General features: G+C 64.6%; 12 protein-coding genes. 8 read left to right on the top strand and 4 right to left on the bottom strand.

What is annotated here, in order from left to right:
* Nucleotides 1–44 precede the first annotated feature (44 nt).
* Nucleotides 45–677: a class I SAM-dependent methyltransferase gene (locus FJ953_RS17490; RefSeq protein ID WP_181165288.1), complete on the top strand. Its 633-nt coding sequence runs from the start codon at nucleotides 45–47 to the stop codon at nucleotides 675–677.
* On the opposite strand, the gene FJ953_RS17485 is transcribed toward FJ953_RS17490, so the two are convergent.
* Complete coding sequence (locus FJ953_RS17485; RefSeq protein WP_140624872.1) at nucleotides 678–3131, bottom strand: FAD-dependent oxidoreductase; 2454 nt, start codon at nucleotides 3129–3131, stop codon at nucleotides 678–680. It lies immediately after the preceding gene.
* A gap of 4 nt (nucleotides 3132–3135) precedes the next feature.
* Nucleotides 3136–4014 carry a phosphotransferase family protein gene (locus FJ953_RS17480; protein WP_140497071.1) on the bottom strand — a complete coding sequence of 293 codons (879 nt, stop codon included), beginning with the start codon at nucleotides 4012–4014 and terminating at the stop codon, nucleotides 3136–3138.
* Between the two features lie 443 nt (nucleotides 4015–4457).
* On the opposite strand from FJ953_RS17480, the gene FJ953_RS17475 reads away from it, so the two are divergent.
* Nucleotides 4458–5228: a DeoR/GlpR family DNA-binding transcription regulator gene (locus FJ953_RS17475; protein WP_140624871.1), complete on the top strand. Its 771-nt coding sequence runs from the start codon at nucleotides 4458–4460 to the stop codon at nucleotides 5226–5228.
* Between the two features lies 1 nt (nucleotide 5229).
* On the opposite strand, the gene FJ953_RS17470 is transcribed toward FJ953_RS17475, so the two are convergent.
* Together FJ953_RS17470 and FJ953_RS17465 are read right to left on the bottom strand one after the other, a co-directional pair.
* On the bottom strand, nucleotides 5230–6129 hold the full coding sequence (locus FJ953_RS17470) for an NAD(P)/FAD-dependent oxidoreductase (protein WP_140624870.1): 900 nt from the start codon (nucleotides 6127–6129) through the stop codon (nucleotides 5230–5232).
* Complete coding sequence (locus FJ953_RS17465; protein WP_140624869.1) at nucleotides 6119–6568, bottom strand: Rrf2 family transcriptional regulator; 450 nt, start codon at nucleotides 6566–6568, stop codon at nucleotides 6119–6121. The genes FJ953_RS17470 and FJ953_RS17465 overlap by 11 nt, the downstream gene beginning before the upstream one ends.
* 89 nt (nucleotides 6569–6657) lie before the next feature.
* Between FJ953_RS17465 and FJ953_RS17460 the strand changes: the two genes are divergently transcribed.
* From FJ953_RS17460 to FJ953_RS17435, 6 genes are all read left to right on the top strand, one after another.
* Entirely contained in the window at nucleotides 6658–7584 is a 927-nt protein-coding gene (locus FJ953_RS17460) for a LysR substrate-binding domain-containing protein (protein ID WP_140513010.1), read from the top strand.
* A gap of 125 nt (nucleotides 7585–7709) precedes the next feature.
* Entirely contained in the window at nucleotides 7710–8864 is a 1155-nt protein-coding gene (locus tag FJ953_RS17455; RefSeq protein WP_140513012.1) for an ABC transporter substrate-binding protein, read from the top strand.
* 200 nt (nucleotides 8865–9064) lie between these two features.
* On the top strand, nucleotides 9065–10063 hold the full coding sequence (locus FJ953_RS17450; protein ID WP_140559727.1) for an ABC transporter ATP-binding protein: 999 nt from the start codon (nucleotides 9065–9067) through the stop codon (nucleotides 10061–10063).
* A 223-nt stretch (nucleotides 10064–10286) separates the two neighbouring features.
* The gene (locus FJ953_RS17445) at nucleotides 10287–11252 is read left to right on the top strand and encodes an ABC transporter permease (RefSeq protein ID WP_140497058.1); all 966 of its coding nucleotides are present in this window, start codon (nucleotides 10287–10289) and stop codon (nucleotides 11250–11252) included.
* Complete coding sequence (locus FJ953_RS17440) at nucleotides 11242–12057, top strand: ABC transporter permease (protein WP_140624868.1); 816 nt, start codon at nucleotides 11242–11244, stop codon at nucleotides 12055–12057. The genes FJ953_RS17445 and FJ953_RS17440 overlap by 11 nt, the downstream gene beginning before the upstream one ends.
* 63 nt (nucleotides 12058–12120) lie before the next feature.
* Nucleotides 12121–13548: a gamma-aminobutyraldehyde dehydrogenase gene (locus FJ953_RS17435; RefSeq protein ID WP_140580506.1), complete on the top strand. Its 1428-nt coding sequence runs from the start codon at nucleotides 12121–12123 to the stop codon at nucleotides 13546–13548.
* Nucleotides 13549–13572 lie beyond the last annotated feature (24 nt).

The following is a 13572-nucleotide window of genomic DNA, read 5'->3' as shown; positions in this document are numbered from 1 at the left end:
TCATCCGTGCGAGACCAATTTAGGGCATGGCGGACAGGACGAAAGTGACCGACAGCAAGCATAAGGGCGCGCTTGGCGCTGCCTACGCGGCCAAGCGCCCGGAAGACGTGGCGGCGCTCTATGACCGTTGGTCGCAGACCTACGACAGCGACATGTCGGCCGCCGGCTATCGTCATCCCACCATCTGCCTGGCCTTGCTGGCAAGGCATCTGCCGCGTGGCTCGGCCCCGCTGCTCGATGCCGGGGCCGGCACCGGGCTCATCGGCGAATGGCTCGACATTGCCGGCTATCCCGAGGTCGAGGCGCTCGACATCTCGCAAGGCATGCTGGATCAGGCAGAGCGCAAGGGCGTCTATTCGGCCCTGCATTGCCTGGCGCTTGGCGGGCCGCTGCCCTTTGCCGACAATGCCTATGCCGGGGTGATCTCGGCCGGCGTCTTTACCTCGGGCCATGTCGGTGCCGAAGGGCTGGACGAACTGATCCGCATCTGCCGGCCGGGCGGCGTGATCGTGCTGACGGTCAAGAATACGATCTGGGATCTGGGCTTTAACGCGCGGGTCGCGGAGCTGGAGGCGCAGGGGCTGGTCACCCGCATCGAGGAAACGCGCCCGTACGTCTCGATGCCGGGCGAGGCCGACACGGTGCCCAGCCGCTGCCTCGCCTTGCGTGTGAACTGATCAGGCTTTGATCCTGTTCCCGGCCGGATCATACATCGGCTCGAGATGGATCTTTGCCGGCGTGCGCTGCATCGCCACGACCAGCTCATAGCGGCCCGAGGCGAGAAAATCGTCGCTCACGCCGTCGGCATTGCGCACATAGCCGTAGCCGATGTTCTTCTCCACGGTGTAGCCATAGCCGCCGCTGCTGAGATAGCCGACCGGCTCGCCATTGCGCAGGATCGTCTCGCGCCCGACGAGCACGATGTCCTGATCGTCGACCGTGAAGCCGGCGAAACGCTTCTTCAATGGCCCGCCAGTGATTTTCTCCAAGGCGCGCCGCCCTACGAAATCCGTGTTCTTGCGAAGCTTCACCGCCCAGCCGAGGCCGGCTTCCAGCGGCGTGTCGTTGGGGGTGATATCGGAGCCCCAGGCGCGATAGCCCTTTTCCAGTCGCAGCGATTCCAGGGCCCGGTAGCCGACCGGGCGGATATCATGTTGCTTGCCTGCCGACATCAACGCGTCGAAGATCTCGCCGGTTGCGGAGATCGGCACGTGCAGCTCCCAGCCGAGTTCCCCGACATAGGTGACGCGCAACGCCCGCACGGTGTGGCCGGCAACGACAATCTCGCGGGCATGGCCGAATGGGAAACCGCTGTTGGAAACGTCGGCATCGGTCACGCCGGCCAGCACTTCGCGGGCGCGCGGTCCCATCAGCGACAGCGTGCCGAAATCCTCGGTGACGTCGGTGAGCGTGATGTCGAGCTCCTTTTCGACATGGTCGCTGATCCAGGACAGGTCATGGGTGCGGAAGCCCGTGCCGGTAACGATATAGAACCTGTCCTCGCCGAACCGCGACACGGTGAGATCGGCCTCTATGCCGCCGCGCGTGTTGAGAAGCTGCGTATAGGTCAGCCGGCCGGCCGGCTTGTTGACGTCATTGGCGCAAATCCAGTCCAGCGCCTTCGGCGCGTCGGGCCCGGTCAGCTCGTATTTGGCGAAGGACGACTGGTCGAAGATGCCGACCTTCTCGCGCACATGGCGATGTTCGTCGCCGACGGCTGAAAACCAATTCTGCCGGCCCATGGAATAGACGTCACGCGGCTCGACGCCTTCGGGGGCGAACCAGTTCGGCCGCTCCCAGCCGAGCTTCGAACCGAACACGGCGCGATGCTGTTTCAGCCTATTGTACAGCGGCGAAACGATGCGCGGCCTGCCGGAGAGATACTCCTCATGTGGAAAGCCGATCGTGTAGTGCTTGCCATAGGCTTCCAGCGTGCGCTCGCGGACCCAATGCCGGTCGCGGTGCAGGCTGGAAAAGCGCCTGATGTCGACGACCCACAGATCGAACGGCGCCTCGCCATCGACCACCCATTGCGCCAGCACCCAGCCGGCGCCGCCGCCCGAAGCGATGCCGAAGGCGTTGAAGCCGGCGCCGACGAACATGTTGGCGCATTCGGGCGCCACGCCGAGGATGAAATTGCCGTCCGGCGTGAAACTCTCGGCCCCGTTGATCATCTGCTTGACGCCGACGGTTTCCAGCGCCGGCACGCGCGCGATCGCCTGGCTCATATGCTGTTCGAAATGATCATAGTCGTCGTCGAACAGCCGGAACTCCCAGTCATTGGGCACGTCGCCTCCGGGGAGATCTGTCGTCCAGGCCTGCGGGTTTGGCTCATAGCCGCCCATCACCAGCCCGCCGACCTCTTCCTTGAAATAGGTGCGCCGGTCCGGGTCGCGGATGGTCGGGACATCGGTCGCCAGCCCGTCGATCTTCTCGGTGACGATAAACTGGTGCTTCACCGGCTGCAGCGGCACGTTGATGCCGGCCATGGCGCCAACCTGCCGTGCCCATTGTCCTGCGCAGTTCACCACCTTGTCGCAGGCGATGTCGCCCATGTTGGTCTTCACCGCAATGATGCGGCCGCCTTTGATCTCGAAGCCGGTGACGCGCACTTCCTCGTAAAGCCTTGCGCCATGCATGCGCGCGCCCTTGGCCAGCGACTGGGTGACGTCGGATGGGCTCGCCTGACCGTCGGTCGGCAGCCAGGAAGCGCCGACGAGATCGCCGGTTTCCATCAGCGGCCACATGTTCTTGACCTCTGCCGGCGACAGCAACTCCATGTCCATGCCAAAGCTCTTCGCTGTCGTCGCCAGCCTCTCGTACTCGGTCCAGCGGTCGGCATTGGTGGCAAGGCGCAGGCACCCGCTCATCTTCCAGCCGGTGGCAAGGCCGGTCTCGGCCTCCAGGCCCTTGTAGAGGTTGACCGAATATTTGAGCACGCGGGTGATCGAGGCCGACGAGCGCAGCTGCCCGACCAGGCCGGCGGCGTGCCAGGTCGAGCCCGAGGTCAGCTTGCCCTGTTCGAGCAGCACCACATCTGCCTTGTGGTCGCGGGCCAGATGGTAGGCCGTCGAGCAGCCGATAATGCCGCCGCCGATGACGACGATCGCTGCCTGGGTTGGCAAGGTCATGAATTCAGGTCCCGTATTTTGTCCGGTAGTTTTCCAGCGCGGCATCGAGCCGCGTCAGGTTCTCTTCCGTGTAGGCGACGTAGTCGATGCCGGGCACGTCGAGGTAGAGTTCCGAAACCATGCTCCACATCGCCTCGCGCAGCAGCGAGGCGCATTGCATGGCCGCATGCGAGCGGCGGATCGCCTCGTCCGGCTCCTTCATGAAATAAGCGGTCAGGAAGGCGAAGGATTCCTCGTCGCTCATGCCGGCGTTCGAGGCGACGCCGGCAAGGTCGAACATCGCGGTATTGAAGCCGGCATATTCGAAGTCGATCAGCCATAGCCTGCTGCCGTCGTCGAGAATATTCGCCGGCAAAAGATCATTGTGGCCGAACACGATCGGCAGCAGTTTCTGGGCGCGTTCGAGCTCGTCGGCCAGCATCAGCAGACGCGGCAGGTCGCTCGCCTTGCGGCTGCCGGCGTCCTCCAGCGTGCGCGCATAGTCGCGGATGACGTGGAACACCCAGAACATGAAGCCGGCACCGGAGACGTGGTTGGGCATCTCACGGTGGAAGCCGCGCATCAGGGCGGCGACACGGCCGAGATTGGCGCGCACGTCCTCAGCCAGACAGGTCTTGGCGCCGAGATACTCCGTCACGAGAATGCCGGGTTCGGCATGGCGGACCGCCGGCGCGAAACCGGCGGCATGCGCGGCGCGTGCGGTCATCACCTCACGCTCGCGAAAGACGTGGTGGAAGGGATAGTCCCTGCCGAAACGCACGACATGCCTCCCGGCCGCGTCCTTAACCCGATAATTGGCATTGCTCAGCCCGCCGGGCAGCGGCTCGATCTCGACGCTGCCTGTCCAGCAAGGCAGGGCGCGGATGCGGTCCTCGGCCGTCATGAATTCGCCCTTCGTCCGGCAAGGCGCCGACGGGGCGGCACCACCGTGGCGACCCGCCGTTTGTCCGGACGCTCGTTCTGGCAAAGACCTCGCCGGCGCGGCATTCGGGATCGGTATCCCGCGCCGCACCGACGAGCCCCACGTGCCGGGCTCTTCGAGGCCGGCATCCGCCCCCGCGGATGAGAAAATTCTTCCAGTCGCCCTCGCGTCAGGCAGTTTCCAGACCTTGGGGCACACAAATTCGGATCAGGCTCCGCTATCGCTTTTCCGTGGCAGTGCGAGCCTGACACGGCATCAGTGTCACGCCGGGTAAGCCACGTTGTCAACGAGATTCTGTGGCTTTTTCTGCTTTCCTGCCCGTATTCTTTCGAGATTCCTTGTAATATGCGGCAGATTTGCCATAGAAGCGGTCACTGCATCATGGCGCGACTGGAAATGACCCGATGAGCCATTCCAAGCGGCACGGCGAAATCCTGCGGTTTCTGCAGGAGGAAGGCACCGTCACCATCGCCAGCCTGGCCGACCGGCTAGGCGTCTCGCTGGAAACCGTTCGCCGCGACGTCAAGCCCCTCACCAGCGACGGCTCGCTCCTGAAGATGCATGGCGCCGTCGGCCTGCCGTCGACGATCGGCGAAGCGCCGTTCGAACGGCGCATGCGCGAGAACGCCGAGGCCAAGCGCCTCATCGCCCGCATGGTCGCCGCCACCATCCGCGACGGCGAATCGATCATGCTCGACACGGGAACGACCACCTCGTTCCTGGCGCGTGAACTGCTCGGCCATCGGCGGCTGACGGTCGTCACCAACTCATCCGACATCGCCCGCACGCTGGCCACCGTCAACGGCAACAAGGTCTACATGGCCGGCGGTGAGCTGCGCAGCGATTCCGGCGCCGCCTTCGGCGCCTCGGCCATCGACTTCGTCAGCCGCTTCTCGGTCAGCCATGCGGTGATCTCGACGGGTGCCGTCGATGCGGTGACGGGTGTCATGGACTACGATCTCGACGAGGCCGAGTTCGCCCGCATGGTGCTGTCGCGCGGCCAGCGTTCGCTGGTCGTCACCGACCATACGAAATTCGGCCGCCAAGGCTTGGTCCAGGTCTGCGGCTTCGATGGCTTTTCCGAGCTCGCCACCGACCGGCCGCCGCCGCGCGACATCGCTGCCGGCCTGGCGCAGGCTGGCGCGCGGCTCAGCGTCGCGGGCAACGCAGCCTGAGCTAACCGAATACCAGTGACTGGTGGGCGCATATGCCGGCGAAGGCGCCGCCCGATACGGCGAAGGCGATGTTGTGCATCGCGCGTGACGCGTCCCCGGCGGCGAAGACGCCGGGGACCGTCGTCTGCTGCCTGTCATCGATTGATATCACCGGGCCGAGGGGACCGTCCGTGAAGCCGCAACCGAGCTGTTCGGCCATCGGGCTCGCCATGCTATTGCGCGGCGCGGTGAATATCGCGCGAACCCCGGCCTTTCGGCCGTCGTCGAGGATCACCGTCAAGCCGCCCGTGCCATCCTCCCGCAGTTCGGCGACCGCAGCGGGTTCGAACCTCACATTCTTGCCTTCCAGGGCAGACATCTGTTCGGCATCGGGCTCGATCAGGCGATTGCCGAACAGCGTGACGTCGCCCCAGTCGGCGATCAACTGCGCCTGATGCAGGGATATGGGCCCGGTCGCCAGCACGCCAAGCGGCCCGCCGGAAACCTCGTAGCCGTGGCAATAGGGGCAGTGCAGCACGGTCTTGCCCCACTGCTCGGCAAGCCCGGGAACTTCCGGCAGGATGTCGCGCACGCCGCTGGCCAGAACCAGCCGCGCGGCGCCAAAGGTCTCGCCGCCCTCTGTGCTGATTTCGAAGTCGCTGCTGCTATTGGCGACCGCCTTGTCCGCACGTCCGTTGACAAGGCGAGCCGTCGGATAGGCTAGCAACTGCCGTCTTGCCTCCTCCAGGATGGCGCCTGGCGTGCGCCCGTCTTGGCCGAGGAAGCCGTGCGAATGCGCGGCGAACCGATTTCGGGGCTGGCCGGCGTCGATCACCAGGACGTTGCGCCGGGCCCGGGCCGCCTGGATGGCGGCGGACAAGCCGGCAAAGCTGCCGCCGACGACGGCAAGATCATACTGCATGGCTGGAGACTCCGATGAGGTCGTAACGGCGGCGGAAGTCGGCGGTCAGGTCGGCCAGCGTGATACGGCTGAGCTTCTCCGCCAGCAGCTTCTCCGCCGCGATCCGAAAATCGTCGAGGACGGCGATGACGGCCTGCTCGACAAGGCAGCCGGGGCTCTCCGGCTCGGTGCCGAACTGCAGCAGCGTCTCGCCAAGCGCGGCGCTGATTTCGGCCAGCGAGATCTCGTCGGGCGGGCGCCCGAGCAGCCAGCCGCCGCCATGTCCGCGTGAAGAGGTGACGATGCCGGCAGCCCGCAACCCGGCGATGGTGCGGCGCACCACGACCGGATTGGTATGGATGAAGGTGGCAAGCTGCTCCGAGGTCAGCGCCCGCTCGGGCTTCTCGGCCATGTGGACCAGAATGTGCAAGGTGGAAGACAGCCGGCTGTTGCGTTTCATGTAACTTACTTAGTTACAATTCTGGGGGCCGTCAAGTTGCCGATCCGTTTCCACTTCCCAGTGTCGTCCCCGCCGTGTTTAGTCCGGCCATGGCTTTCACCATCCGCCAGTTGCAGTTCTTCATCGCCGTCGCCGAGCAGGGCACGGTGTCGGGTGCCGCGCAGAACCTCTCCATTTCGCAATCCTCGGTCACCGAAGCGATCAAGGAGCTCGAAGGCGATCTCGGCGTCGAATTGTTCGACCGCCATCCGCGCGGCCTCAACATCACCCACAAGGGCCACCAGTTCCTGCGTCATGCCACCAAGATCCTGGCCGATGTGTCCGATGCGCGCCGCGCCTTCCTCGGCGAGCAGGCGACAGCGGGCGGCCGGCTGCAGCTCGGCGTCACCTCGCTGGTCGCCGGCTATGTGCTGTCGGACCTGCTTTCCCGCTACCGTCGTGCCTATCCCGGCGTCGAGGTCTCGGCAATCGAGGACAATGGCGACTATCTCGAGCATCTGCTGATCGGCGGCAAGCTGGACATCGCCGTGATGGTCACGTCCAATCTGCGCGACCGAACCGCGCTGCAATCGGAAATCCTTGAAGTCTCGGCTTACCGCCTGTGGCTGCCGCTCGGGCATCCGCTCGCCGGCGCCGACATCATCGGCATCGGCGACATCGCTTCGGAGCCGCTGATCATGCTGACCGTCGACGAGATCGAGGAGAACACCGGCAAGTTGCTGACGGCAATCGGCGCCAAGCCGCATGTCGCCTTCCGCACCCGTTCGGTCGAAGCGGTGCGCAGCCTCGTCGCCACCGGCGCGGGCGTGGCGCTGCTGCCCGACCTCGTCTACCGGCCGTGGTCGCTGGAAGGCGACCGCATCGAGTCGCGCGACGTGTCCGGTGCCCTACCCGTCGTCCAGGTCGGGATGGTCTGGCGCCGCGGCTCCGGCCTGCCGCAGGCTGCGCGCGATTTCATCGGTCTGGCGCAGTCGCAGCGCATGGTTCGCCAGCGCCCCGACAAGAACGGCCGCTAATCTATCGGAAAAACCGATATCCCCCTTCTGATAAATGAATTTGCGAAACCGGGATTTTCACAGCAACTTCGCTTCAGGGAACAAAGCCGCCGCCGAAGCGCTGGCCTATCAATGGGAGATCGATGATGAATTCATTCCTGAAGTCATGCACTGCATTGACGGTCGCGCTGACCTTCTCCGGCCAGGCCATCGCTCAGGTCACGGAACTCGGCAAGGGTGAAGGCGAGGTCGATATCGTCGCCTGGCCGGGCTATATCGAGCGTGGCGAAACCGACAAGGGCTATGACTGGGTCACCGCCTTCGAGAAGGAAAGCGGCTGCAAGGTCAACGTCAAGACCGCCAACACGTCGGACGAGATGGTCTCGCTGATGAACGAGGGCGGCTTCGACCTCGTCACCGCTTCGGGCGATGCATCGCTGCGCCTCGTTGCCGGCAAGCGCGTGCAGCCGATCAATACCGATCTCATCCCGAGTTGGAAGACGGTCGACGACCGCATCAAGGACGCCCCCTGGTTCACCGTCGACAAGGTGCATTACGGCGTTCCCTACCAGTGGGGGCCGAACGTGCTGATGTACAATACCGATGTCTTCAAGGAAGCGCCCAAGAGCTGGAACATCGTCTTCGAGGAGATGAAGCTGCCGGACGGCAAGTCCAACAAGGGCCGCGTCCAGGCCTATGACGGCCCGATCCACATTGCCGATGCCGCCAACTACCTGATGTTCCACAAGCCGGAGCTCGGCATCAAGGACCCCTATGAGTTGAACGAGGACCAGTACAAGGCCGCGCTTGAGTTGCTGCGCGTCCAGCGCACGCTGGTCGGCCGCTACTGGCACGACGCCGCCATCCAGGTCGACGATTTCCAGAACGAAGGCGTGGTTGCCTCCGGCTCGTGGCCATACCAGGTCAACACGCTGATCGCGGCCAAGAAGCCCATCGCCTCGACCGTGCCGGAGGAAGGCGTCACCGGCTGGGCCGACACCACTATGATGGAGGCCGACGCGGCACATCCGAACTGCGCCTATATGTGGCTCGAACACTCGCTTTCGCCCAAGGTGCAGGGCGACGTCTCGGCCTGGTTCGGCTCGCTGCCGGTCGTCCCCGCCGCCTGCAAGGGCAACGAGCTCCTGACCGACGAAGGCTGCAAGACCAACGGCTACGAAAACTTCGACAAGATCAAGTTCTGGAAGACGCCAGTGACCAAATGCGCCACCCAGAACGACCAGTGCGTGCCCTATTACCGCTGGGTGTCGGACTATATCGGCGTCATCGGCGGGCGATGATTTTCTTCACCCTCCCCTTGTGGGGAGGGTCGACGCGCAGCGTCGGGGCGGGGCGTCGCGGCGGTCTGTGCCAGAGCACCCCACCCGCGACTTCGCCGCGACCTCCCCCATCGAGGGGAGGTAAGTGGCGCGCGCGTTCGCCGTCCAGCCATGATTGCGGGCGACCGAAGAGAACCCAATCGGCAAGAGACTGACACCCCATGACCTCAGCCGTTTCCTTTCAAAAAGTCTCGCGCCATTTCGGCAGCGTGCGCGCCGTCGACACGGTCGACCTCGAAATCGTACCTGGCGAGTTCTTCGCCATGCTCGGGCCGTCCGGTTCCGGCAAGACGACCTGCCTGCGCCTCATTGCCGGTTTCGAGCAGCCGACGGCGGGTTCGATCTCGATCTTCGGCGAGCGCGCCGAGGGCGTTCCGCCTTATCGCCGCAACGTCAACACTGTCTTCCAGGACTATGCGCTGTTCCCGCATCTCAATGTGCTCGACAATGTCGCCTACGGATTGATGGTCAAGGGCGTCGGCAAGGCCGGGCGGCACAAGGCAGCGGAAGAGGCGCTGTCGCTGGTCAGGCTGCCCGGCTACGGCGCCCGCCGCCCCGGCCAGCTTTCCGGCGGTCAGCGCCAGCGCGTCGCGCTGGCCCGCGCACTGGTCAACCAGCCCAAGGTGCTGCTGCTCGACGAGCCGCTCGGCGCGCTCGACCTCAAATTGCGCGAGAACATGCAGGAAGAGCTGAAGTCGCTGCAAAAGGCGCTCGGCATAACGTTCGTCTTCGTCACCCACGATCAGGGCGAGGCGCTGTCGATGGCCGATCGCGTCGCCGTCTTCAACGACGGCAGGATCATGCAGATCGGCACGCCGGAAGATATCTACCAGCGGCCGAGCACTCGCTTCGTCGCCGATTTCGTCGGTTCCTCCAACGTGCTGCCGCCGGATTTCGTCCAGCGTTATTGCGGCCAGCGCGGCTGGGGCAGCCTGCGCCCCGAATCCATCCGCGTCGGCCGCGCGGCGAGCGGCGAGGGCGTCGCCGCGCGCCTCGTCTCAACTAACTATCTCGGGGCGACCACCAGGCTGGCGCTCGATGCCGACGGTCTGAAATTGCACGCCATCGTGCCTGCCGGCACGGCCTTGCCCAGGGAAGGCGAGGCGGTGGTGCTCACCTTCAACCGCGAGAGCCTGCATTTGATGGACGAGCCGGTGTGATGAAGGCTTGCGCGAAGCACCCCCCTCTGTCCTGCCGGACATCTCCCCCTCAAGGGGGGAGATTGGCTGCCCTTTCGGGTTTCGCCAATTTCCAACGTCGCAGAATTGGCGAGGCCGAGAAATTGCCAATCTCCCCCCGTGAGGGGGAGATGTCCGGCAGGACAGAGGGGGGCGACGCAGAACGCGGCCTCTCATATAATTCTCTTCAGCACACGGCGGCCCCATGACCATTGCCGCGCTCAACCCCAGCCCAGCCCCTGCCATCCTGCCCGGCAGCGGCGGCATACGCGGCGCGCTCTCCGACCTCTTCTGGCGCAGGCCGCAACTGCTCCTTCTGCTTATGCTGCTGCCGCCGGTCCTGTGGCTCGGCATCGTCTATATCGGCTCGTTGTTCGCTCTTTTGGCGCAGAGCTTTTTCTCGATCGACGAGTTCTCCGGCCTCATCAATCGTGAGTTCACGTTGAAGACCTATGGCGACCTGTTGCAGGCCGCCAATCTCGACATCATCCTGCGCACGGTGACGATGGCGGCCCTGGTGACCCTGGCCTCGGCCGTCGTCGCTTTCCCCATCGCCTACTACGCGGCGCGCTATGCGCGCGGCCGCTGGAAGGCGCTGTTCTATCTCGGCGTCATGCTGCCGCTGTGGTCGAGCTACCTGGTCAAGATCTACGCCTGGAAACTGATCCTGGCCAAGGAAGGCATTCTCACCTGGCTGCTCGCCAAGCTGAACCTGTTGTGGCTGCTTGACGCCTGGCTGTCGCTGCCGGTCGTCGGCGGCAACTCGCTGTCGGTGTCGTTCACCGGCACCTTTATCGTTTTCGTCTATGTCTGGCTGCCCTTCATGATCCTGCCGGTGCAGGCAGCCCTCGAGCGCGTGCCCGGCAATCTGGTCGAAGCCTCTTCCGACCTTGGCGCGTCGCCCGGCCAGACTTTTCGCAATGTGCTGTTCCCGCTGGCGCTGCCCGGCATCGTCGCCGGCTCGATCTTCACCTTTTCGCTGACATTGGGCGACTACATCATCCCGCAGATCATCGGCACGTCGCGCCTGTTCATCGGCCAGGCCGTTTATTCGCAGCAAGGCACGGCCGGCAACATCCCGCTCGCCGCCGCCTTCACGGTCGTGCCCATCGTCATCATGGGCTTCTATCTCTGGGGCGCCAAGCGCATGGGGGCCTTCGATGCGCTCTGACCGTGCCCAATCGGCTCCGCTTGGCCTGAAGATCGCCGCCGCTTGCGGGTTGCTGTTCCTGCATCCGCCGATCCTGCTGATCTTCGTCTATGCCTTCACGACGGAGGAGAAGAGCTTCGTCTGGCCGCCGCCGGGGCTCACCACGCAGTGGTTCGCCGTCACCTGGAACCGGCCGGACGTGTGGCAAGCGCTGTCGCTCTCGGTGCGCGTCGCCGCCATCTCGACGGCCATCGCGCTGGTTCTCGGCACGCTGTGCGCCGCCGCGGTGTCACGGACGAAATTCTTCGGCCGTGAAACCATTTCGCTGCTGGTCATCCTGCCGATCGCGCTGCCCGGCATCATCACCGGCATTGCGCTGCGTTCGGCTTTCGCGCTGGCCGACATTCCGTTCTCGTTCTGGACAATCGTGCTCGGCCACGCCACCTTCTGCGTGGTTGTCGTCTACAACAATGCCGTTGCCCGCTTCCGCCGCACCTCGGGCTCGATGATCGAGGCCTCGATGGATCTCGGCGCGGATGGTTTCCAGACCTTCCGGCATATCGTGTTGCCCAACATCGCCACGGCGCTGCTTGCCGGCGGCATGCTGGCCTTCGCGCTGTCGTTCGACGAGGTCATCGTCACCACCTTCACCGCCGGCCAGCAGCAGACGATGCCGATCTGGATGCTTGAAGAACTGATCCGCCCGCGCCAGCGCCCGGTCACCAATGTCGTGGCGATGGTGGTGGTGCTGGTGACGCTGCTGCCGATCCTCGCCGCCTACTACCTGACCCGCGACGGCGACCAGATCGCCGGCAGCGGGAAATGAAAACAGCGAATAGGGAATAGCGGGTAGCACTATTCGCATTCGCTCCTCTTCAAGGAGAAACCAATGGACACCCAGATGCTGATCGGCTCGAAGTTCGAGAAAGGCACCGAGACCGAGGAGTCGGTCCTCAATCCGAAGACCGGGGCGACCATTCTCAATCTCCCCGAGGCGAGCCCGGCGCAGATCGAGGCGGCGGTGGCGGCTGCCGGGAAGGCGTTCACGGCTTGGTCGCGTACCACGCCCGCGCAGCGCTCGGGCTATCTCCTTAAGATCGCCGACCGCATAGAGGCCGAAGCCAGGGAATTCGCGGCGCTCGAGGCGCTGAACTGCGGCAAGCCGATCAATGCCGTGCTCAATGATGAAATCCCGGCGATCGTCGACTGCTACCGTTTCTTCGCCGGCGCCGTCCGCTCCATGCCAGGCCAGGTAGCCGGCGAATACCTGCCGGGCCACACCTCGATGGTCCGGCGCGATCCGATCGGCATCGTCGCTTCCATCGCGCCGTGGAATTACCCGTTGATGATGATGGCCTGGAAGCTGGCGCCGGCGATCGGCGGCGGCAATACGGTCGTCTTCAAACCGTCGGAACAGACGCCGCTGACGGCGCTGAAACTGGCGAAGATCCTGGCCGAAATCCTGCCCGAAGGGGTCGTCAATGTCGTGCTCGGACGCGGCGACAGCGTCGGCAATACGCTGATCAACCATCCCAAGGTCAACATGATCTCGATCACCGGCGATGTCGCCACCGGCAAGAAGGTGCTGCAGGCGGCCGCCAAGTCGGTCAAGCGCACGCATCTGGAACTCGGCGGCAAGGCCCCGGTCATCGTCTTCGATGATGCCGACCTCGGCGCCGTGGTCAACGGCCTGCGCGCTTTCGGCTACTACAATGCCGGCCAGGACTGCACCGCCGCCTGCCGCATCTATGCCGGCAAGAAGGTCTACGACAAGCTCGTCGCCGATCTCTCCTCGGCCGTGTCGACCATCAAGTACAATCTGCCGGACGATGCCGAGAACGAGATCGGCCCGCTGATCTCGCGCCGCCAACGCGACCGTGTCTCGAGCTTCGTCGAGCGCGCCTCGGAATTGAAGCACATCGAGATCACCACCGGCGGCAAGCCGGGCGAGGGCACCGGCTTCTACTACCAGCCGACCGTCGTCGCCGGCGCCTTGCAGGAGGACGAGATCGTGCGCCGCGAAGTCTTCGGCCCGGTGGTCTCGGTCACCCGTTTCACGGAAGTCGACGAGGCGGTGAACTGGGCCAATGACAGCGATTATGGGCTGGCATCGTCGGTGTGGACCAGGGACGTCTCGCGCGCCATGGCGACGGCCGCTCGCCTGCAATATGGCTGCACCTGGATCAACACCCACTTCATGCTGACCAACGAGATGCCGCATGGCGGGCTGAAGCAGTCCGGTTACGGCAAGGACATGTCGCTCTACGCGCTGGAGGATTATACCGCCGTGCGCCATGTGATGGTGGCGCACGGGTAATCTGTCTCCTTCCGGCAAAGGCAG

Origin of the sequence: Mesorhizobium sp. B2-3-6 (genome assembly GCF_006442305.1) — a bacterium.
In the GTDB taxonomy this organism is placed as follows: Bacteria; Pseudomonadota; Alphaproteobacteria; order Rhizobiales; family Rhizobiaceae; genus Mesorhizobium.
This window is presented reverse-complemented; position numbering and strand designations above follow the sequence as displayed.